This window comes from Ureibacillus sp. FSL W7-1570 (assembly GCF_038593265.1).
GTDB classification, from domain to species: domain Bacteria; phylum Bacillota; class Bacilli; order Bacillales_A; family Planococcaceae; genus Ureibacillus; species Ureibacillus suwonensis.
This window is the reverse complement of the sequence record NZ_CP151979.1, coordinates 2,867,649-2,888,234: the sequence shown is the minus strand read 5'-3', so window position 1 is coordinate 2,888,234 and position 20,586 is coordinate 2,867,649. Positions and strand designations below refer to the sequence as shown.

General features: G+C 42.5%; 22 protein-coding genes, 1 riboswitch and 1 other annotated feature (1 of these 24 cut by a window edge). Of the genes, 11 read left to right on the top strand and 11 right to left on the bottom strand.

Translation table 11 applies throughout. The annotated features are described in order from the left end of the window. Positions 1–8: 8 nt before the first annotated feature. On the bottom strand, positions 9–839 hold the full coding sequence (locus tag NST13_RS14375; RefSeq protein WP_342580885.1) for a lipoate--protein ligase family protein: 831 nt from the start codon (positions 837–839) through the stop codon (positions 9–11). Between the two features lie 193 nt (positions 840–1,032). On the opposite strand from NST13_RS14375, the gene hemQ reads away from it, so the two are divergent. After that, positions 1,033–1,785, top strand: a complete 753-nt coding sequence (gene hemQ / locus NST13_RS14370) for a hydrogen peroxide-dependent heme synthase (RefSeq protein WP_342580884.1) — start codon at positions 1,033–1,035, stop codon at positions 1,783–1,785. 34 nt (positions 1,786–1,819) lie between these two features. On the opposite strand, the gene NST13_RS14365 is transcribed toward hemQ, so the two are convergent. After that, positions 1,820–1,990: a hypothetical protein gene (locus NST13_RS14365; protein WP_342470371.1), complete on the bottom strand. Its 171-nt coding sequence runs from the start codon at positions 1,988–1,990 to the stop codon at positions 1,820–1,822. Positions 1,991–2,272: 282 nt separating this feature from the next. On the opposite strand from NST13_RS14365, the gene NST13_RS14360 reads away from it, so the two are divergent. Continuing rightward, complete coding sequence (locus NST13_RS14360; protein WP_342471181.1) at positions 2,273–2,692, top strand: cell wall hydrolase; 420 nt, start codon at positions 2,273–2,275, stop codon at positions 2,690–2,692. A gap of 25 nt (positions 2,693–2,717) precedes the next feature. Beyond that, positions 2,718–3,152, top strand: a complete 435-nt coding sequence (locus NST13_RS14355; RefSeq protein ID WP_342470372.1) for a spore coat protein GerQ — start codon at positions 2,718–2,720, stop codon at positions 3,150–3,152. Positions 3,153–3,327: 175 nt separating this feature from the next. Here NST13_RS14355 and NST13_RS14350 read toward each other — a convergent pair whose 3' ends face one another. The 6 genes from NST13_RS14350 to NST13_RS14325 form a co-directional block, all read right to left on the bottom strand. Next, complete coding sequence (locus NST13_RS14350; protein ID WP_342580883.1) at positions 3,328–5,001, bottom strand: methyl-accepting chemotaxis protein; 1,674 nt, start codon at positions 4,999–5,001, stop codon at positions 3,328–3,330. 85 nt (positions 5,002–5,086) lie between these two features. Next, a complete protein-coding gene (locus NST13_RS14345) occupies positions 5,087–6,271 on the bottom strand; it encodes a M20 family metallopeptidase (protein WP_342581868.1) in 1,185 nt (394 codons plus the stop codon). A 210-nt stretch (positions 6,272–6,481) separates the two neighbouring features. Then, positions 6,482–6,865: a DUF423 domain-containing protein gene (locus NST13_RS14340; protein WP_342470375.1), complete on the bottom strand. Its 384-nt coding sequence runs from the start codon at positions 6,863–6,865 to the stop codon at positions 6,482–6,484. Positions 6,866–6,889: 24 nt separating this feature from the next. Further along, complete coding sequence (locus NST13_RS14335) at positions 6,890–7,147, bottom strand: YwdI family protein (protein ID WP_342470376.1); 258 nt, start codon at positions 7,145–7,147, stop codon at positions 6,890–6,892. Continuing rightward, positions 7,144–7,323, bottom strand: coding sequence for a uracil-DNA glycosylase (locus NST13_RS14330; protein WP_342470377.1), 180 nt, complete (start codon positions 7,321–7,323; stop codon positions 7,144–7,146). Before NST13_RS14330 ends, NST13_RS14335 begins: the two co-directional genes overlap by 4 nt. A gap of 91 nt (positions 7,324–7,414) precedes the next feature. Continuing rightward, complete coding sequence (locus NST13_RS14325) at positions 7,415–8,092, bottom strand: uracil-DNA glycosylase (RefSeq protein WP_342470378.1); 678 nt, start codon at positions 8,090–8,092, stop codon at positions 7,415–7,417. 203 nt (positions 8,093–8,295) lie between these two features. Between NST13_RS14325 and thiD the strand changes: the two genes are divergently transcribed. The 7 genes from thiD (at position 8,296) to ilvA (ending at position 15,992) form a co-directional block, all read left to right on the top strand. After that, a complete protein-coding gene (thiD, locus tag NST13_RS14320; protein WP_342470379.1) occupies positions 8,296–9,129 on the top strand; it encodes a bifunctional hydroxymethylpyrimidine kinase/phosphomethylpyrimidine kinase in 834 nt (277 codons plus the stop codon). Positions 9,130–9,335: 206 nt separating this feature from the next. Beyond that, on the top strand, positions 9,336–9,683 hold the full coding sequence (locus NST13_RS14315; RefSeq protein WP_342470380.1) for a YojF family protein: 348 nt from the start codon (positions 9,336–9,338) through the stop codon (positions 9,681–9,683). A gap of 14 nt (positions 9,684–9,697) precedes the next feature. Further along, positions 9,698–10,378: a bacillithiol biosynthesis deacetylase BshB2 gene (bshB2, locus tag NST13_RS14310; protein WP_342470381.1), complete on the top strand. Its 681-nt coding sequence runs from the start codon at positions 9,698–9,700 to the stop codon at positions 10,376–10,378. 667 nt (positions 10,379–11,045) lie between these two features. After that, on the top strand, positions 11,046–11,321 hold the full coding sequence (locus tag NST13_RS14305; protein ID WP_342581867.1) for a DUF485 domain-containing protein: 276 nt from the start codon (positions 11,046–11,048) through the stop codon (positions 11,319–11,321). Then, positions 11,321–12,871 carry a cation acetate symporter gene (locus NST13_RS14300; RefSeq protein WP_342580882.1) on the top strand — a complete coding sequence of 517 codons (1,551 nt, stop codon included), beginning with the start codon at positions 11,321–11,323 and terminating at the stop codon, positions 12,869–12,871. Before NST13_RS14305 ends, NST13_RS14300 begins: the two co-directional genes overlap by 1 nt. 216 nt (positions 12,872–13,087) lie before the next feature. Further along, a complete protein-coding gene (locus NST13_RS14295) occupies positions 13,088–14,440 on the top strand; it encodes a YjiH family protein (RefSeq protein ID WP_342580881.1) in 1,353 nt (450 codons plus the stop codon). A 292-nt stretch (positions 14,441–14,732) separates the two neighbouring features. Next, on the top strand, positions 14,733–15,992 hold the full coding sequence (ilvA, locus tag NST13_RS14290) for a threonine ammonia-lyase IlvA (protein ID WP_342470384.1): 1,260 nt from the start codon (positions 14,733–14,735) through the stop codon (positions 15,990–15,992). 518 nt (positions 15,993–16,510) lie between these two features. On the opposite strand, the gene NST13_RS14285 is transcribed toward ilvA, so the two are convergent. The 3 genes from NST13_RS14285 to NST13_RS14275 are packed head-to-tail and all read right to left on the bottom strand — an operon-like array spanning position 16,511 to position 19,379. Continuing rightward, complete coding sequence (locus tag NST13_RS14285) at positions 16,511–17,305, bottom strand: ABC transporter ATP-binding protein (RefSeq protein ID WP_342470385.1); 795 nt, start codon at positions 17,303–17,305, stop codon at positions 16,511–16,513. Positions 17,306–17,336: 31 nt separating this feature from the next. Beyond that, positions 17,337–18,326 (bottom strand): ABC transporter permease, encoded by a 990-nt coding sequence (locus NST13_RS14280; protein ID WP_342580880.1) that lies wholly within the window; start codon positions 18,324–18,326, stop codon positions 17,337–17,339. A 33-nt stretch (positions 18,327–18,359) separates the two neighbouring features. Then, positions 18,360–19,379, bottom strand: coding sequence for an ABC transporter substrate-binding protein (locus NST13_RS14275; RefSeq protein WP_342470387.1), 1,020 nt, complete (start codon positions 19,377–19,379; stop codon positions 18,360–18,362). 360 nt (positions 19,380–19,739) lie between these two features. After that, positions 19,740–19,783: riboswitch (PreQ1 riboswitch) on the top strand. Positions 19,784–19,790: 7 nt separating this feature from the next. On the opposite strand from NST13_RS14275, the gene NST13_RS14270 reads away from it, so the two are divergent. Then, positions 19,791–20,279 (top strand): QueT transporter family protein, encoded by a 489-nt coding sequence (locus tag NST13_RS14270; protein WP_342470388.1) that lies wholly within the window; start codon positions 19,791–19,793, stop codon positions 20,277–20,279. Between the two features lie 194 nt (positions 20,280–20,473). Continuing rightward, positions 20,474–20,586: a binding site (T-box leader), on the top strand; it runs 118 nt beyond the window's last position.

Below are 20,586 nucleotides of genomic sequence, written 5' to 3'. Positions count from 1 at the left end.
TTCGCCATCTACGTATTTCCAAGCATTTTTGCATTCCGCTCCAAAACTCTCTTTAAATAAAAAGAATATAATTGCAATTCATCGCCTTCCAGAGGCTGGAACAATACATCCCCAGAAAGTGAAGCGAGCAGCTGTTGAACTTGGATGACGGTTTCCTGAACGGTGATGGGACGGTCCAACAATTCGCTTAAACTGGCCATCACATCAGGCTGTATTTTCGGATATTGAAATTTTGTCTCTGCATCTTTCAAACTGGTTTCATAAAAATGTTTAATCAGTTCCGCACGCTCGCTTCCACTGCCTTCAATACATAAATAAATCTGGACGGCCACCCCATTGCGCAAACGGCGTTGGGATATCCCCGCAAATTTCTTTCCCCCGATGCTCAAATCATAGGAGCCGGGACAATAAGAACCCACAATTTCATAGGCCTGAATTTTTTCTGCGGCTTCGGAAAACAACAGCTTTATAAATTGCAGCATGACTTCATAACCCATGTTAATGCTGATGGAACCCGGGGCTTCCGAAAGGACGATGGAAATATTTAAAATCCCCTTATCCAGCACGACCGCAAGCCCGCCGGAATTTCGGACAATCGCTTCATAATGGGCTTTTTTCAACATCTCGATTCCCTTATGGATATAAGGCATGCGGTGATCTTGAATGCCCAACACGACATATGGGTGGTGCACCCATGTGCGGACAACCGGAACCGACAACCCTTGTCCCACCAATTGGCAGAGCGTGTCATCCATCGCAAACGATTCAAGGGGGGTACGGTCCATGGAAAGGGATTGATCGATAAAACGCCACGTTTTTTGCTGTAATAATGAATGCATTTTGTTTGCTCCTCACAATAGGTTCAGCACAATTTGCTTTCGGTACAGTTCAAGCATACACAAAAACAATTGTGAATAAAAGTGGGCGATTTCATGAAAGGTTCATTAAATTTAAAGCTTAATCGGGAGGAAAATTTCTTGATTTATGCTAAGATTATTTTGAACGATTATCAATCGAAGGAGTGTTAATGTAATGAGCGAAGCAGCATTTACTTTAGACGGCTGGTACTGCCTGCATGATTATCGTGCGATGGACTGGACTTCCTGGAAACTGCTTTCTGAAGAAGAAAGACAAGCCGCATTGGAAGAATTTTATCAATATCTTGATAAATTGGAACAAGTACACGAAGCAAAAACCGGTTCCCACGCCTTCTATTCCACAATTGGCCAAAAAGCGGATTTCATGTTCATGATTCTCCGCGAAACGCCAGATGAAATTCACGAATTGGAAACGGAATTCAACAAATTAAAAATTGCCGATTATACAATTCCGACATATACTTATTTCTCGGTGGTGGAGCTTTCAAACTATTTAGCAAACGGTTCCAACGAGGATCCTTATCAAAATCCTTATATCCGTTCCCGTCTATATCCTGAACTGCCACGAACAAAATATATCTGCTTCTATCCAATGAACAAACGACGTCTATTGGATGACAACTGGTATATGTTGCCGATGAGTCAGCGCCGCGAGTTGATGCGCTCCCATGGCGAAATTGGCCGCAAATATGCAGGTAAAGTAAAACAAATAATCACAGGCTCTACCGGTTTGGACGACCATGAATGGGGCGTAACACTCTTCTCTGACGATATGCTACAATTTAAGAAAATTGTGTATGAAATGCGTTTTGATGAAGCTTCCGCCCGCTTCGGGGAGTTTGGTGAATTCCTTGTAGGTACTTTATTGGATAAAGAAAAATTCGCTAAACTTGTGAAAGTTCAATAATAAAATTTAAGCGAGACGCTTTTGGGCGTCTCGCTTACTCATGTTCATCAGGCGTTTGCAAAATCAAAATCACCGTTTGCGTGAAGAAACCGATGAAAAGTATCAAAATGAAGAGATACCAATGGAGTGGTTGATTGAATAATCCCGCAATCACAAATGACAAAATCGCACTGACGACTATCCCAACCCAAATTCCAAGTTGCAATGTAACCAACCTCCAGATTAATCGTTTTGGCTCCCTTCTCCCCTTTTTTTAATTAACTATTCCCTAAATTGTCACCAACTAACACCGTTACTCATATTCTATTCAATAGTGTTGCATGTCGAAACATGTCAATCGTTTCTATTCTATTTTATTGCGATGGAGCGTACTTTATACAGGCTTCACCCCGTTTCATCTACTTTATTCAATCAATTTAAACATTTTTTTCAATTATTATTCTGATTCTTGATTGAATGCATACATTATGTTGAGGAGGTATGAAAAATCGCTGTTATTGCCGCTAACGAAGCACATGTTGCCTTACTTGCCCGATTGATGCGGGCGGAAGCGGAAGGCGATGGAGACCTTGGCATGCTGTTGGTCGGAAATGTCGGCGTCAATCGCGTAAGAGCAGACTGTCTGGATTTCAAACAGATACGCAGCATCGAAGATATGGTGTATCAAAGTCCTGGTGGCTTTGAAGCCGTACAAAAAAGCTATTTTTATCAGCGGGCGCGTCCACAAGATATTGCGTTGGCGCGCAGAGTCATCAACGGTGAACGCTTTGTTCCTGCCGACAGAGCCCTTTGGTTTTTCAAGCCTGAAGGAAGCTGCCCTGCCCAGTGGTATGGACAATGGAATTCCGGCCGATTCAAATCCCATTGTTTCTTTGCACCTGCTGAAGGTGCTTGTCCAGGCATCTAAAAATTGATAAGAAAGGATGTTATGATTGACTTATTATTATTGGGGTCCCGGTGCGTCGGGAAATCAATATTATCAACAACCGTTTTTCGGTCAAGGGCAAGTGCAACAAACGCCGCTTTCTGCCCAAAGCGGAAACGTCATGACACCTTCCGGAACTGTAGTACCTTCCACTGGACGACAAACGGAAGAATCGTATATCGAGAACATTTTACGCGAAAATATCGGCGTGCCCGGCACATTCTATTTCACATTTCCATCTTCGGAAACGTTACCGGGAGAAACCCGCGGAAATGTACTCCGGGTTCGCGGTACCGTATTGCAAGCGGGCCGAGATCATGCGGTAATTCGTGAAGAAAGTACAAATCACGTTTATTTATTACCGATGATTTATTTCGATTATGCCCGATTCGATGAAGGGTTCAGATATATTAATTCAGCCCGGCCAAGATCCCAGCGATAATGGAAAAAAGCCAATTGAAAAAGAGCGAATAGAAAAGTTTTTTCTAATTCGCTCTTTTTTTATTAACCTTGTATATATCTTTGCATATCCATCAATGAAGGTACAGGCCCATCGAGGCATTGTTCCTAATTTGCCATTTTGTTATGAACTTTATTTGAACAAGCCCCCCGCCTGATTATAAGCGGAATTTCCGGATTTCCATCTGCAGATTTTGGGCATTTTCGTTCAATTCCGCAGCCACTTTATTCACCTGTTCGATTGTCGTAGTTTGTTCTTCAATATTGGCCGCAACCATTTGAATTTCGCTTGCGGATTCTGTAGAAGCGTTCGAAATTTCATTGACCGCCGCTGAAACTTCCTCTGCACTTGCAGAAATTTGTTCGCTTGTGGCAGAGATTTCCTCAATCTGCCATTTCATTTTTTCGATGGCCTTCACTATATCAGCAAAAGATTGTCCTGCTTCTGTAATGACTTTTACACCGTCTTCCACCGAATTCAAGGAATCGGATACCGCTTTTTCCACATTTTCTGTATCCCGCTTGATTTCTACCGTCAAATCGGTAATTTGGCTTGCAGATTCTTTTGATTCCTCTGCCAGTTTGCGGACTTCTTCAGCCACAACGGCAAATCCTTTCCCATGTTCACCGGCACGGGCCGCTTCAATGGCCGCATTCAATGCCAGCAAGTTCGTTTGATCGGTGATTTCTGCAATCACTCTTGAAATATTTTCGATTTCTTCCGTCTGTTTGCTCAATTTTTGAACCAATTCATTCACAAGATTTGTAGACTGGTTAATGGTGTCCATTTGTTTTTCCGCATGACGGATAATCTCTCCACCATGGGAAGCCATATCGCTTGTTTCCAATGAAGTGGAATGCAGCACTTGAGTGGATTCCGCGATTTTTTGCACGCCGATCGCCGTTTCATCCATCGCACGGGCCGAATCATTGGCCGCTTGGGAATTCGTTTGGGCCACTTCCGCTGTGGAATTTACCCGGCGAGTCATTTCTTCGGCAGAAGCGGAAATTTCCTCCGTGCTTGCGGAAAGCTGTTGAGCGGCTGCACTTAATTGTTCCGCATTTTGCTGCACATTTCGAATAAGCGATTTCAAGTTATTTTTCATTGCATTGAAAGCTTCCGAAAGCTGGCCGATTTCATCTTTGGAGATCACTTTCAAATTCTCTTCCGTCAAATCGCCGGAAGAAACCACCTTTACCGCATCCACCACTTTTCTCAAAGGCAATGTAATCGTTTTCCTAACGAAATAAACTAAAACAAAGCTGACCATTAAGCTGGCTATTAACACGATTACCGCCGTAATGTTGGATGAGGAAATCGCCCTATTTGCCCCTTTCTTGATATCTTCCAATTGGCCTGTTTGATATTCGATCATTTTGTCTGTTGTATCAATCAGATTTTGGCTGATGATTTGAATATTTTCATGTTCCGATAATGTTTCCCCATTTTTCACTCTTTCAGCCACTTTGGAGAATTCTTGTTCAAAATTGTCTTTGGATTGTTTCAATTCATTGATATAGCCCTTCATTGTATCGGTTACCGCCAATTTTTCAAGCGACTCGATTTGCTGATCGATCAGCTGCATATATGTATTGACCATTTCATAATCATCATTATCTTCTATTAGCATGTATTTTGTTACGGATTTATCCAGCTGGGCCACTTGGTAGCGCACGGATGATATTTCCTGGATTGCCGTCACCCGCTCATTCAGCGCCACATCCACTTGGCGATCGATTCTTTGAAAATTGATAAAACTGACAATCATCGATATACATAAAAGTCCCATCAATGAATAAAAAGCAACATTCATTTTTCCCCCGATGCTCATCCCGGTCACCTCTTCAAAAAAATCTATTTTAAGCCTATTATACTACTTCATTTCCCTTTTTTAACTAGAAATTGCACTAAATTTCTCATTTATTACAAAAAGTTTCTAAATATTTCAAAGTTGCCAGTCCCATCGTCTTTGCAGCAATCAACATCGCTCTTTCATCAAAATTAAACTTTGGATGGTGATGCGGATAGGCCGTTTCCCAATCCGGATGTTTGGCCCCGGTGATGAAGAAAGTGCCCGGCACCTTTTGCAGATAATAGGCAAAATCCTCTCCTACCATGAGCGGGACGCATTCTTTCACTTCTTTCACTTCAGGCACATCCATTGCAACATCCGCAAGCAATGCCGTTTCTTCCGGATGGTTGACCACCGGTGGGTAACCTCTCGTATATGTAAATTCATAAGTCGCATTGGCGCCGTCACAAATGGACTTTGCCAGGGATTCAAGTTCCTTTTCGATTTGGATTCTTACATCTTCATCGAATGTCCGGACAGTTCCCTTCATTGTCGCTTTTTCCGCGATGATGTTGTAGGCTTTTCCCGCTTCGAATTGTCCCACAGTGACCACCGCATGTTTCAAAGGGCTGATTCTTCGCGAAACAATGGTTTGCACTTGGCTGACGTACTGCGCACCGAGGACAATCGCGTCAACGGCATTGTGGGGCTCTGCGCCATGCCCGCCTTTTCCTTGAATCGTCACTTCAAACATGTCCGGAGCCGCCATGATCGCACCATTCTTTACATGAATCTCCCCTAATGGCGTTGGAGCCCAAAGATGGGTTCCAAAAATCACATCCACCCCATCCAAACAGCCGTCTTCGATCATCGGTTTGGCACCGCCCGGCAACACTTCTTCCGCAAACTGGTGGATAAACACCACATTCCCGCAGATGGATTCCCTCATTTCATAAAGGGCTTTCGCCAAGATCAGCAAAGTGGCTGTATGTCCGTCATGGCCGCATGCATGCATAACGCCGTCCACTTTGGATTTATAAGGGATGTCGTTTTCCTCTTGGATCGGCAATGCATCAAAGTCCGCACGCAACGCCACCGTTTTTCCCGGCTTTCCTCCGCGCAAAACGGCCACCACGCCTCTTCCGCCTACTCCTTCACGAACCTCAAGACCCAGTTCTCTATGAAAGTTCGCAATATATTTTGGCGTATTCACTTCTTCAAAAGATAGCTCCGGATTTGCATGCAAATATCTCCGAATGGAAACCATTTCCTCATAATACTTGTCCAATGCCAACAATAGACTGTCCAATGTATGTACCCCTTTCCGAGTTGCCAAAAATACTCCTTCCATGTTCTATGGTAACATGAAACATTTATTAAATGTGTCGAAATCTTATGAATTTATTCACCAAATTTCGTTACTTTTTTCATGGCCGCACCGGGTCGAACCGTCCCCTGGAACACAAAATAAAATGGCGGCTTAAAGTCATGCATGCGACTTTAAACCGCCCTTCACAGATTAATAGATTCGGCTTTTTGCAACGCCGACGATCACCAATGTCCATCCGATCAAAAACAGCACTCCACCGATTGGCGTGATTGCGCCCAATACACTGATGCCGCTCACAGCCAAAACGTATAAGCTGCCTGAGAAGAATAGAATCCCGAAAGTCATTGCGAGAAATGACCATTTTAACGGAGATGTATCACCGATTAATCTTGGATGCATTAAAATGCCGACCAGAATGATTCCTGCCGCGTGAAACATTTGATATTGGACTGCCGTATCCCAAATTGACTCCCCATATGCATCCAAAACACCTTTTAATGCATGGGCGCCAAATGCCCCCAATGCGACAGCCAGAAAACCGAAAACCGCACCTGTAATGATGGAACCTTTCATCTACATAACCTCTTTTTCTGAATTTTAAAAATCAAAAATCGAATCCCCATTCGCATCCTCGTCCTCTATTTTCCTTGAAGGGAGAAGACGATTTCCGCCTGTTGCATACAGTTGGGGTTGGCCCTGTTCTGTCACCGCCGGATGTTTCGGTTCATTCAACGCCACATCACATAATGCGCGAACGGCGATCAACAATTCCCGAAGTTCCTGTTCATTTTCCGTTTCTCTCGCTTTTAAAGCATACCGTTCAATTTCCCCGAACAATCTTTTATAGGAAATCATTTTCTCCCCCCTTTGAATTCTTTCGGTTCAAATTTTAAACAATCCGTTCCGGAAGATTGTTTAACGACAACGGATGGAAGCTGCCTCGTCTTAAATTGATACGCTGCGCAGCCACGGGGATGATTAGGATCCCACGTTACTTTGAAAAATTTGCATTTAAAACAGTCAACTTTCATGGGAATCCCACCTTTATTCCAATGTACCAAATTTCATAGACAGTGAAAAGTTGAATGAATTTTGTTCAAAAACTCGTTATAAACGAAGACATTACTCCAAACACCAGTCAATCGGTTCCTTGCCCCAGGCGATGAGTTGGGCATTGATTTTCGAGAAAGGTCTGCTCCCGAAAAACCCGCGATGGGCGCTTAACGGACTTGGATGGGGCGCTTGCAAAATGGTGTGGTGGGAACCGTTCTTTTCGATAATGGCCCTTTTCATTTGCGCAGGTCTTCCCCATAAAACAAAGACAATCGGATCTTCCCTTTGTGCCAATTTTTCAATGACCGCATCGGTGAATTGCTCCCAACCCATCCCTTGATGGGAATTGGCCTGCCCTTGTCTTACGGTAAGAACCGTGTTTAACAGGAACACCCCTTGCTTCGCCCATTTCATCAAATACCCATCTTTTGGAATGGGACATCCCAAATCATGTTGCAATTCGATGAAAATATTTCGAAGGCTCGGCGGATGCGGCACCCCCGGCTTTACGGAAAAGCACATGCCGTGCGCTTGTCCGGGGCCGTGGTAAGGATCCTGACCCAGAATCACCACTTTCACCTCTTTGTATGGAACGGTGTAAAAGGCGCTCATCACTTCATCAATGGGCGGGTACACGATGTTTGTACTGTATTCTTTGGCAATGAATTTCCGCAAATTTTGATAGTAGGGCTTTTCAAATTCCTCCTGCAATATCTCCTGCCAATCATTGTCGAAAACTTTCTTCATGTCGAAACACCTCATTTTCAACCTACTCTAATACGCGGAGAGAATCAATAGTTGATTTTTAAAAGAACCCGATACTTCACGCCGAGCCTCCTTTTCATCCCCCACATTCTGACATCATCATTTTTCTGTATTCTGGCCATTTTTATAAAGTCAGGAGATGGATATAATAAAAATTGCAGAGAATGAAGCAGGAGATGAGGAAATTGTCATTGAAAAAAACGTTAACGATCGCCGGGTCTGACGCATCAGGCGGTGCAGGAACCCACGCCGATTTAAAAACTTTCCAGGAATACGGCACTTACGGTATGCAGGCTTTAACATGCATCGCCACAATGGATCCGGACCAAGGCTGGAAACATAGCGTTTATACCATACCGATAGACGTGTTAAAAGACCAATTAAAAACTGCGATTTCCACGGGCATTGATGCCTTGAAAACCGGAATGCTTCCAAATGAGGAAGTGATCCAGGTTGCCGCAGAAGGGATTCAGGCATCCGGAACAAACAATGTAGTCATCGATCCGGTCATGGTCTGCAAAGGCGAAGATGAAGTTTTGAATCCGGGCAATGTGGACGCAATGATTCGGTATCTTCTCCCCCTCGCTTTGGTAACCACGCCAAATCTTTTTGAGGCGGGACAATTGGCCGGTATGAAAACGCCAAAAACCATTGATGAAATGAAAACGGCCGCGGAAAAAATCCATGCATTGGGCGCAAAAAATGTGGTAATCAAAGGCGGCCGCTCCCTCGGTACAGAAAAAGCGCTCGATTTATTCTTTGATGGAAACAAGTTTTATGCATTGGAAACAGATCCGATAGCCACAAGTTATAATCATGGCGCAGGCTGCACCTTTGCGGCAAGCATTACTGCCAATTTGGCAAACGGTTTATCTGTAAAAGATGCGGTTGTCGCTTCCAAAGCGTTCGTTTCTGCAGCCATCCAACACGGCTGGAAATTGAATCAATACGTTGGACCGGTCATGCACGGGGCAAAAAACGTATACGGCGCTCCAACGGTGACCATCCAGGAAATCTGACCGCTCATATTGCTAAGCTCATCGCTCCCTTTCACTAGAGAATTTTCATGAAAAATAGCATGAGATGCAGGAATCACCCGTACAATGAAACTGTATGGGTGTTTCTTTTTATTCGCCCGATTCTAATTCATGTTGCTTTTTCTTTTCATAATGTGGAATTTTTTACTATACTATTGACATAGTCTTTCGGGAAAGGGGAATGTGAAGTGAAAGAAGTAGATGTGCAAGAGCTTCAAAAGATCATTGATTCTTTTGCAAACAAAGACGTCTATATACACCTGGAAACAACCAACGGCTCATATGCCACCCATTACAATGAACAATTTTTCAACGCGAGCGCATTCATCCGCAATGCGAAAATCCGATATGAGCATGGTAAAGTCATCGATGACAATCCCCACCGAATTGGATTGAAATTGGAAAATGGATGGGTTTATGCGCAAGGGATCACCCATTATGAATTAGATGAACAAGGACGGTTATTAATGGCCGGTTTAAATCAGGAAGGAAAATTGGCCATCGCACTGGAAATCAGTGAAACGCCATTTGCTTAAAGGAGGGATCAAACATGACTTTAAAACCTCAACGCCATATTTTAATGGTCTTTCCGCACCCGGATGATGAATCTTTCTCATCGGCCGGTCTTATCCGACTACACCGAAATATGGGAGTTCCGGTTACATATGCCTGCTTAACGTTGGGAGAAATGGGACGCAATCTGGGGAATCCTCCCTTCGCCACCCGTGAATCGTTGCCGGAAATTCGCCGCAAAGAGCTGAAAAAAGCCTGTGAAGCAATGGGCATTGAAGATTTACGGATGATGGGTTTCCGCGATAAAACTGTGGAATTTGAAGACGATGAAAAAATGGTGAAGCTCGTTCAAGAATTAATTGAGGAACTGAATCCTTCTCTCATCATCACATTCTTGCCGAATTACAGCGTTCATCCGGATCATGAAGCGACTGGCCGGGCCGTTGTCGAAGCGGTGCGCCGCATGCCGAAGAGTGAGCGTCCGGTTGTTTACGGCGTGGCCTTTGCAAACAACACCGTTGCCGAAATTGGAGAACCCGATGTCGTCATTGATGTTTCAAGCGTCAAAGAGGATAAATTGAAAGCGTTGCAAGCCCATGCTTCCCAAACGGCATGGATGATCGAAGAGAACCAAAAACGAGTGGATGAAGGCCAGCCGTTAAGTGATAGCTGGTTCCATTACGAAAAGTTTTATACGGTTACATTTGACGAAGAGTAAACGGAACTGTTTGGTAGTACAAACCACTGACAAGGTTTGTGCTACTTTTTTTGTACAAAAATAATAAAAATCTCACTGTAAATTTCATTTTTTTCAGACACTTGATAGCTCGCAACAGTTAATAATTTCCTACAAAATCGAGGTTAAATTCTCTGTCAAGAGAAATTTTTTTAATTTTTCGAGTTATCAAATTTTTATCATACCGAAATTGTTGTATAACAGAAATTTGAATTATGTTATATTTTTCACAAATTATTATACCGACCTGCCCAAAATGTACATTTCTGCATCTTGTTTATTTTTATCTTTTTTATACAAATAAATCGTCGAATATTCTTTGAGTAAAACTTTCCCTCCCCCTCCTTGCCGAAAAATTTAAAGAAAAATTATTGATAACTCAAAGATAGTTAATTGATATGGAATATTTTGAGAGTTGAATGTCACAAAATTTTAGTATTGAATTATAAGATTCTGTCTCCTAGAATAGTATCATGCGAAAGGGATGGAGCAGAAATAATTCGCTTTAAACAGAATAATTTTTCGCAAGGGGGAATTTGATATGGTGAATGTATCAACAGTAAAAAAACCGAATTTAACAAAAGAGAAAAAGGAAGTATCGGTAAAAAAGGCTAAAGATGTTTCCATAAATTACGACAAAATCAATCATATGGATTCTTTCAACAAGTTTGTAAGAAAGAAAAACGCCTTTTTATTCGGTACAACTGGGATATTTTTGTTCCTCTACATCTTATTGCCAATTTTAGCGTTCACACCTGTATTACAACAGAAGTGGATTGGCAACATTACTGGTGTTTGGGTTTATTCTGCCGGCCTTTTCGTCATGACAGTGGTGCTTTGCGCTTTATATACAAAAATGGCACCAAAATTCGATCAAATCGCTGCTGATGTTTTACGCGAATATGAACAAGGTGGTGCAGAGTAATGAATTTAGTGACAGTAATATTCTTCTTGGGAATTGTAGGTTTGACATTGGTCGTAACGTATGTTGCCGCCAAACGCACATCTTCGGCCAGTGATTTCTATACAGCCGGCGGCGGATTAAAAGGTTGGCAAAACGGGCTAGCCATTGCCGGTGACTATTTATCGGCAGCTGCGTTTTTAGGGGTATCCGGTGCGATTGCGCTAACCGGATTCGATGGATTCTTCTTCTCTGTCGGGTATGTTGTAGCAAACTTGGTGCTTCTTTACATTATTGCTGAACCAATGCGCAATCTGGGACGTTACACATTGGCGGACATGTTGACTGCCCGTTTCACGGAAAAGCGCATCCGCGGCATCGCAGCGACTTCCACGATTACAATCGTTATCCTTTATATGATTGCCCAACTTGTTGGTGCAGGGGCTCTCATTAAATTATTGTTCGGCATTGATTATTGGTTGGCCGTGATTATCGTCGGCGTCATGATGACAACATACGTATTGTTTGGCGGAATGACTGCCACTTCCTGGGTGCAAATTATCAAAGCCTGCCTGTTATTGTTCGGTACAACAATATTGGCATTCTTAGTATTCTGGAAATTTGATTTTAGTTTAATGAAAATGTTTGACACCATCTCCACTCAACACGGGGATCAATTCTTAGTTCCGGGAATCAAATATACTTCCATGATCGATTCTGTATCGATGATGATGGCGTTGGTATTGGGAACATCCGGCCTGCCGCATATTTTAATGAGATTCTTTACGGTAAAAGATGCGAAAACGGCCCGCACGTCCATTTCTTGGACAACTTGGATTACGGCCATTTTCTTCTCATTGACAATTTTCTTGGGATTCGGTGCAATGCACTTTGTCGGTATTGACGTGATCAAGGCGGAAAACGCCGCCGGAAATACGGCAGCTCCACTATTGGCGGAATATTTGGGCGGCAACATTCTATTATCATTCGTTGCAGCCGTTGCATTCGCCACAATTTTGGCGGTAGTGTCCGGGTTGGTATTGACTGGCGCTTCTGCAATTTCCCATGATATTTATGGAGAAATTATCAAAGACGGAAAATTGACTGAGAAACAACAAGTATTGGCAGCCCGTATCGGTTCCATTTCAATTGCCGTGATTTCAATCATTTTGGCGCTGTTTGCCCAAAGCTTAAACGTTTCATTCCTTGTGTCATTTGCTTTCTGCATTGGCGCATCAGCCAACTTGCCGGTGATTTTATATACAATCTACTGGAAAAGATTCAATTCAAACGGGGTTATTGCTGCAATGGCAACAGGTTTGATTTCCTGCTTGGTATTGGGGGCATTGGGACCAAACGTATGGAGCCCAGTGGAAGGCGCGGCAATTTTTGTCGGCGATCCATTAGTTCCTCTTTCAGTTCCAGCCATCATTACTATTCCTTTAGGCTTTATCGCTGGATATTTGGGTACTGTACTCACTTCAAATAAAGCGGAAGACGCCGAAAAAATCTACAATGAAATCCGCGTTAAAGCGAATACCGGCGTTGCAGTATCCGAAGTATCACATCATTAATATTAAATAGTAGATTTTCATACCAAACACACCATTTTTTCACAAGAAATGGTGTGTTTTTTTGCATTGATTCACATTTTTCAATCGTGTTGCAGAAAAACTGTGCAAAAAGTATAAAATTTCGGAATATAATTTCTTTTTCTCAATATATAGACAATCGTATAAATAGCATTTATAGTGTATAAATATGCAATCCAAATTAAATGAGGGGTACTTATGACAAAAAAATTCAATCCATATATATGGTTTCTTTTTATATGTCTTTCAATATTGGGAATCTGTTTATTTATTATTCCGGTGGGCACGCCGGATGGACTTAAAGTTCCTGTTGCAATTTTTGCCAATGGACTTTCGGCTAAAGTCGTTTCTTTTATCCACTGGTTTGCGTATGTAGTGTTTATTATTGCAGCCGTTGGATCGATTGTGATGCACTTTGTACCGCAATCAGGGAAAGTGACGATTTTTGATGCGTTATTCCGCACCCGTTTGTTTTGGACGATCATGCGGGTTTTGGCGGTGATTTTTGCGACATTGTATTTGTTCCAAACCGGGCCGGAAGCGTTCACAAGCGAAAATACAGCCGGTTTGTTATTGAATCCGGATGGCGGCTTGGTGACGATGATGTTTTCGTTATTCCTGTTTGCCGGGTTGTTGCTGCCCCTTTTAACGGATTTCGGATTATTGGAATTTTTCGGCTCCATGATGGTGAAAATCATGCGTCCGATTTTCAAAATACCTGGACGGGCAGCCATCGACTGTTTGGCATCATGGGTTGGCGACGGTACCATCGGGGTCCTTCTAACTAACAGACAATATGAGGAAGGAAACTATACAGCACGGGAAGCGGCGGCCATTGCGACAACGTTCTCGGTCGTTTCCATCACCTTCTGCTTTGTGATTGTCGAGACGGCGGGGCTCAGCCAATATTTCTTGCAGTTTTACGGGACAGTCATTTTGGTTGGGCTGATTTTGGCGGTGATTATGCCGAGAATTTATCCTTTGAGAAATAAACCGGATACGTATTTCGACGGTTCTTCCCCCGAAGCTCACCGTGAAGATATTCCAAAAGGCTTTAATGTGTTTTCTTTCGGTCTGCAAAATGCGTTGGAAAAAGCCGAAAGCAATAAAAATTTATTGAAGGTCATTGGCTCCGGCTTTAAAAATGTGCTGGAAATGTGGTTTGCGATTACGCCCGTCATCATGTCATTCGGTACGATCGCCTTGATTCTTGCGGAATATACAAGCTTCTTTAAAGTGTTGGGAATGCCGTTTGAACCGATTTTACAGTTGTTCCAAATTCCTTTTGCAGATGATGCGGCCCAAACGATGATCATCGGCTTTGCGGACATGCTGCTTCCATCAATCCTCGGAGCAGGAATCGAGTCGGAATTGACGCGCTTCTTCATTGCAACGGTCTCCGTCACTCAATTGATTTACATGTCTGAAGTCGGCGGTTTGATTTTAGGTACAAAACTTCCATTAAAATTATGGGATTTGTTCGTCATCTTTTTAATCCGCACAATCATTTCGATTCCGATTGTCGCCCTTATTGCCCACCTCATTTTTTGACACGGTTAACACCATTTTCCTTTGTGAAAATGGTGTTTTTTTATTGTTTATACCATGAAAACGCTTTAACGATTTAAACAAATAAATTTTTCTTTTTTTATTGAGATTTCCTTGATTTTTTTGAAAGCTGTCTTTAGACTATTCTGTATATTATTTATATCCAAAAAGTTTTTTCTGAAAATTCGCATACATAATCGGTAGTATTTTGTGACAGTGTTAATAAATTTCATAAAATATCGAATCTTATGTTAAAATATATTAATGCTGAATGCTCATGGAGGTTTAAATTAAAATGGAAGTTGCTGATAAAAGTTTTACAGTGGAGAACATTTTAAAAGCACAACATCAGTTGAAAGATGTCGTCACTCACACACCATTGCAAAAGAATGAATATTTGTCTGAAAAATATGGCGCCAATATTTATTTAAAACGCGAAGATTTGCAATCAGTGCGCTCCTTCAAACTGCGGGGTGCCTATTATAAAATAAAAAAAATCGAAAATGAAGCACGCGCACGGGGCGTCGTTTGCGCCAGTGCGGGCAATCATGCCCAAGGTGTCGCCTATTCCTGCTCCCATTTAAAAATTAAAGGGACTATTTTTATGCCGCTCACCACACCAAAGCAAAAAATCGATCAGGTGCGCATGTTCGGCCGCGATTATGTGGAAATTGTGCTTGCCGGCGATACATTTGACGATTCCGCCAATGCGGCAATGGATTACTGCTTGGAACATGAGATGATCTTCATCCATCCATTTGACGATTATGATATTATCGCAGGACAAGGGACGGTCGGCGTGGAAATTTTAAATGATATCGATGAGCCCCTTGATTTTGTGTTTGGCGGAATCGGCGGCGGCGGACTCATGAGCGGAGTGGCTGCCTATATTAAAAACATTTCGCCAAATACGAAAGTGATCGGCGTGGAACCGGAAGGCGCTCCAAGTATGAAAGCCGCCTTTGAAAACGGAGGCCCAACCACTTTGGAAAAAATCGATAAATTCTGCGACGGTACAGCTGTTCAATGTGTCGGGCAAAAAACCTATGAAATTTGCCGCAAATATTTGGACGATATTATTACAGTGCCAGAAGGAAAAGTAAGTACAACTATCCTGGATTTATATAATAAACACGCCATCATTGCAGAACCATCCGGTGCATTGCCGGTGGCCGCCCTTGATCTCTATGCGGATCATTTGAAAGGAAAAACGGCCGTCGCCATCATCACCGGCGGTAACAACGATATCAGCCGCATGCAGGAAATCAAAGAAAAGTCCTTATTATATGAAGGATTGTTGCATTACTTCATCGTCAACTTCCCTCAACGGGCGGGAGCGTTGCGTCAATTCTTGACTGTGGTTCTTGGTCCGAATGACGATATCACCCGTTTTGAATATACAAAGAAAAACAACAAAGAAGAGGGACCTGCATTAGTCGGAATCGAAATAAGCAAACCGGAAGATTATGAAGGCTTGATCGACCGCATGCGCGTCAACGGTTTTGAATTTAAAGAAGTGAATAAAGACAGCACACTATTTGGATTGTTGATTTGATCATGGCAAAACCCGGGCGAAAAAGAGCTCGGGTTTTTTTAGGAGAAGATATTTTTATCTTTAGATTTTGTGACAATATCACCTGATTTTGAGAACATATTCCCCATTTTTGTGACAATATCGACAGGAGATTTCTATCGGAATGATTGTTTCCACTCCTAAATGTTTTAGAGATGATATAAACTCCCCCTCTCTTTTCCCCTTGCTGCTGAAGAGGGAGTTTTCTTCATAAGCTGTTCTTGATGGAATGTTGAAAAAACGGCCAAATTCTGCATCCGTAATCCAAGGTTTAATTAATAATGCATCATCATGCAAAGACTCGATTATCACCTCTTTGTCCTTATAATTGCATTTCGGGGAAAATCTTCATAATCCCCCTCCCTTTCCCGCAACCGCAAAAAGTGCTCCAAAAATGATTTTTGGACTCCAAAAAACCTTGAAAATCAGCACTTCCTCAATCCTTTCAAAAATAAAAAACCAACCCTTGTTCCCAAGAGTTGGTTTCTAAACTGATCCAATCACCCCAACAATGTTCGGTCAGTGGTCATTTTTTCACCACGGATTCGTTCGAATTCCGCCATTAAGTCAGGGATTGTCAAGTTTGGTTTTTGCTCTTCATCCACTTCCAAGATAATTTGCCCTTTATCCATCATAATCAATCGGTTCCCCAAATCGATGGCCTGTTGCATGTTGTGGGTTACCATCAACGTTGTCAAATGATTTTCTTCCACCAATTGCTTTGTCAAATTTGTAATCAATTCCGCCCGGGAAGGGTCAAGGGCTGCCGTGTGTTCATCAAGCAATAAGATGGACGGTTTCGTAAAAGTTGCCATCAACAAGGACAAGGCTTGTCTTTCCCCGCCGGACAATAAACCGACCTTTGCATTTAACCGGTTTTCCAAATTCAAATGCAATTTTTCAAGAGCCGTGCGGAAGAAATCACGACGCTCCCGGTTCACCCCTAAACGCAACGTGCGTTTGGCATTTCGTGCATAAGCGATGGCAAGATTCTCTTCAATCGTCATCGTTGGCGCCGTCCCTGCCATCGGGTCTTGGAAGACGCGTCCAATAAAATGGGAACGCTTATATTCGGGCAAACCCGTTACATCTTTTCCATCAATCCATACTTTTCCGACGTCCGGTGTCAACACTCCGGAAATCATGTTCATCATCGTCGATTTTCCGGCACCGTTACTTCCGATGACCGTTACGAAATCTCCCGGTTTTAAATGGAGATTGATATTTTTCAATGCCACTTTTTCATCCGGAGTTCCTTCATTAAAGATTTTTGTAATGCCTTCCAGTTTAAGCAAATTGTTCGCCCCCCTTTCTCCGTTGTTGATGTCATATTTTTGCCTGGAGCCGTTTCGCTTTCCGCTTCTTATCTTTTTGCTTTTCGATCATTTGCGGAACAATCAATGCCAAGATAACGATAATCGCCGTTATCAACTTCATATCACTTGCATCGAGGAATTGGATCCGCAACGCGAGCGCCAGCACAATACGATAAATAATAGCCCCGATCACGACGGCAAACGTTGTGCGCATGATGGATTTCGTTCCAAAAATCGCTTCCCCAATAATGACAGAGGCAAGACCCACTGTAATCATCCCAATACCCATTGTGGCATCGGAGTATTTGGAATATTGGGCAATTAGCGCACCGGCCAATGCGACAAGCGCGTTGGAAAGCCCAACCCCCAAAATGATCAAATGATCCGTATTTGCCGAAAAGCTGCGAATCATCCGTTTGTTATCCCCTGTCGCACGAATGGCAAGTCCCACTTCTGTTTTCAAGAACCAGTCGACTACCAACTTCAGTGCGGCTGTCAGGATGATCATGATAAATAGGATTCCCCAAGTTTTCGGAAGTGTGCTTACTCCTAAACCCGAAAGGAGATTATTTAATGCCGAATCAATCCCTAATGGTTCCCAGAATTTTAAAAACTGCGTGAAGATGGTTTCACTGTTCAGGAGGGGAACGTTCGGAAGGCTCGTTGCATTTTCATTTGAGAGACCCATGATTCGCAGGTTTACGGAATAGAGGCCAATCATCATAATGATACCGGCAAGGAGCGGATTAATGTTCCCTTTTGTATGTAATAAACCAGTGATGCATCCTGCTATAAATCCTACAACAATTGCAGCGAGCGTAGCCAAAATGGGATGATACCCCAGCACGATCATCGTCGCAGCCGTGGCCGCACCCGTTACAAAACTACCATCTACCGTTAAGTCCGGAAAATCTAACACTCGGAATGTTAGATACACTCCGAGTGCCATAATCGCGTAGATGATTCCTTGCTCAACTGAACCGAACATTGCTGCAAACATATTGAATCATCTCTCCTAACATGTCGAAATTCATTATTTTTCTGTTTCTACAAGCTCTGCTTTCCACTCTTCTTTCACTTCAAGGCCAAGTTTTTCAACAGCATCTTTATTCATTACCAATTTCAATGTCGCTGGATATTCTGCAGGAATATCTGCCGGTGTCGCTTCACCTTTCAAGATTTTCACAGCCATTTCGCCAGCTTGGTAACCGATATCGTAGTATTCAAAGCCAAATGCCAACAATCCGCCGCGTCTTACAGAGTCAAATTCTCCGACAACAAGCGGCAATTTGTTGCTGTCTGCTACTTGAATTACAGATTCAAGAGCGGATACCACTGTGTTGTCTGTGATGATATAGAAGGCATCCACTTTGCCGATCAAAGATTCCGCTGCCTGCTTGATTTCTGAACTTTGTGCCACTGTTGCGGATTCAACTTTCATTCCCAATGATTCCGCAATTTCTTTCACTTGGTTCACTTGTGCCACGGAGTTTTGTTCACCGGCGTTGTAAACCATACCCACTTTTTCAACGCCCAATTCATTTTTCATGAATTCCACCGTTGTTTTGATTGCATCTGGATGCAAGTCGATTGTACCAGTCACGTTAGCGCCAGGAGATTCGATGGAATCGATCAATTGAGCTGCAACCGGATCTGTTACGGACGTAAACACGATTGGAATATCGGATGTTACGTTTTTCGCAGCTTGTGCAGATGGAGTGGAGTTCGCAAAAATCAAATCTACTCCCGCATTTGCTAGATTTTGTGCAATTTGTGTATTCAAACTGTTATCGTTTTGCGCAATTTGATAATCATATTCAACTTTTAGTCCCGCATCTTTCAACGCATCCTGGAATCCTTGGTATGCCGCGTTCAAAGATGGGTGTTCAACGATTTGTGTAACACCAATCTTGTAAGTTTTTGTTTCTTCCGTCGCTTCTTTATCTTTGCTGTCACCCGAGTCAGATGTATTGTCATTACCGCCGCCGCAAGCAGCTAGAAGCAATAATAAACCAAACAATAAAAATGATAGTTTTTTCATACTACTTTTCATCAAATTCCCCCCGATATTCTTTAAAATTTCTGACTATTTCTAACATAAATTTTCGCTTTATTCGAATAAAGCGAAGTTTAACGTTATATTACATTTTCATAAAAGAACAGTCAATAACATTAGGAATGTTCTGAATTCAAAAATATTCATTTTATTCTTTCAATAATAACAATTTAACGCTTTAAACCAGTAAATTACGTGGGTTTTCCAGAGAAAATGTTATATAAAAATAATGAATATTTTGTGAAATAACCGTAAAATTTTTTATGATAAAAAGCACCTATATATAAGGTAAATTATTCCAACACTCAATTTGCTTCTTTCTCCCGAATGTAATATAATGTTTTTTTGTGTGTTCAACACACCGTGGTTCGCGAAATCCCACGATAAAAAACTAAGGAGTGAAAAATAATGAAACCAAAATTCATGGCAGTAACCGCGATTATTGCCGCACTTTATATTGCCGTAACCTATACGCTGTCTTTTTTGAGCTTCGGCGATATCCAATTTCGCATAGCCGAAATCTTCAACCATTTGATCGCTTTCAACCCCCGCTATATGTTAGGGGTTGTTTTGGGGGTGTTCATCTCAAATCTGTTTTCACCCCTTGGCTGGTTTGATTTGGTGTTCGGGGTGGCCCACTCCGTTATTTGTTTGACGATTTTGATCATCGTGGGCAAATTTGTGAAAAACGTCGTTGTCCGCATGTTGATCAACTCATTTGTCTTCACCTTCATGATGTGGATCATCGCCTTGGAATTGAAATTGGCGTTGGAGTTACCGTTCTGGCTTTCATGGCTGACTACAGCCGTCGGGGAGGCAGTTGTATTGTTAATTGGCATACCAATCATGAAATTGCTGGACAAACGATTGGATTTCAAACATCTGATCGATAAGTGATATCAACCCGGGGTGCAGGGATGTGCCCCGGGTTTTGTGTTTCTTTTTCATGAAATTGCGTGAATATTATTGACATTCATACAATTTCTGAATAAAATAGTCATCAATTAAATTGTTCGTGGCGGAGAAAGGCTGTGGAAGCACAGCACCGCAACGAGTTGAGTTGAGCCTGAGTTTAGTAGAGAATAGCCGAGCCAAAATTGATGAGTAAGGAAAAGTAACGAACTGTGCATCGCTTAAGAGAGCCAGTGGACGGTGAAAACTGGCGCATGCCATTCGTGAATGGGCCTTACGAGAGCAACTGCGC

What these genes read in the sequence shown, in the direction of transcription:
- NST13_RS14375 (WP_342580885.1), bottom strand. Translation starts at nt 839, where the DNA reads ATGCATTCATTATTACAGCAAAAAACGTGGCGTTTTATCGATCAATCC.
- hemQ (WP_342580884.1), top strand. Translation starts at nt 1,033, where the DNA reads ATGAGCGAAGCAGCATTTACTTTAGACGGCTGGTACTGCCTGCATGAT.
- NST13_RS14350 (WP_342580883.1), bottom strand. Translation starts at nt 5,001, where the DNA reads ATGAGCATCGGGGGAAAAATGAATGTTGCTTTTTATTCATTGATGGGA.
- NST13_RS14340 (WP_342470375.1), bottom strand. Translation starts at nt 6,865, where the DNA reads ATGAAAGGTTCCATCATTACAGGTGCGGTTTTCGGTTTTCTGGCTGTC.
- NST13_RS14335 (WP_342470376.1), bottom strand. Translation starts at nt 7,147, where the DNA reads ATGATTTCCTATAAAAGATTGTTCGGGGAAATTGAACGGTATGCTTTA.
- NST13_RS14330 (WP_342470377.1), bottom strand. Translation starts at nt 7,323, where the DNA reads ATGAAAGTTGACTGTTTTAAATGCAAATTTTTCAAAGTAACGTGGGAT.
- NST13_RS14325 (WP_342470378.1), bottom strand. Translation starts at nt 8,092, where the DNA reads ATGAAGAAAGTTTTCGACAATGATTGGCAGGAGATATTGCAGGAGGAA.
- bshB2 (WP_342470381.1), top strand. Translation starts at nt 9,698, where the DNA reads ATGACTTTAAAACCTCAACGCCATATTTTAATGGTCTTTCCGCACCCG.
- NST13_RS14305 (WP_342581867.1), top strand. Translation starts at nt 11,046, where the DNA reads ATGGATTCTTTCAACAAGTTTGTAAGAAAGAAAAACGCCTTTTTATTC.
- NST13_RS14300 (WP_342580882.1), top strand. Translation starts at nt 11,321, where the DNA reads ATGAATTTAGTGACAGTAATATTCTTCTTGGGAATTGTAGGTTTGACA.
- NST13_RS14295 (WP_342580881.1), top strand. Translation starts at nt 13,088, where the DNA reads ATGACAAAAAAATTCAATCCATATATATGGTTTCTTTTTATATGTCTT.
- ilvA (WP_342470384.1), top strand. Translation starts at nt 14,733, where the DNA reads ATGGAAGTTGCTGATAAAAGTTTTACAGTGGAGAACATTTTAAAAGCA.
- NST13_RS14280 (WP_342580880.1), bottom strand. Translation starts at nt 18,326, where the DNA reads ATGTTTGCAGCAATGTTCGGTTCAGTTGAGCAAGGAATCATCTACGCG.
- NST13_RS14275 (WP_342470387.1), bottom strand. Translation starts at nt 19,379, where the DNA reads ATGAAAAGTAGTATGAAAAAACTATCATTTTTATTGTTTGGTTTATTA.
- NST13_RS14270 (WP_342470388.1), top strand. Translation starts at nt 19,791, where the DNA reads ATGAAACCAAAATTCATGGCAGTAACCGCGATTATTGCCGCACTTTAT.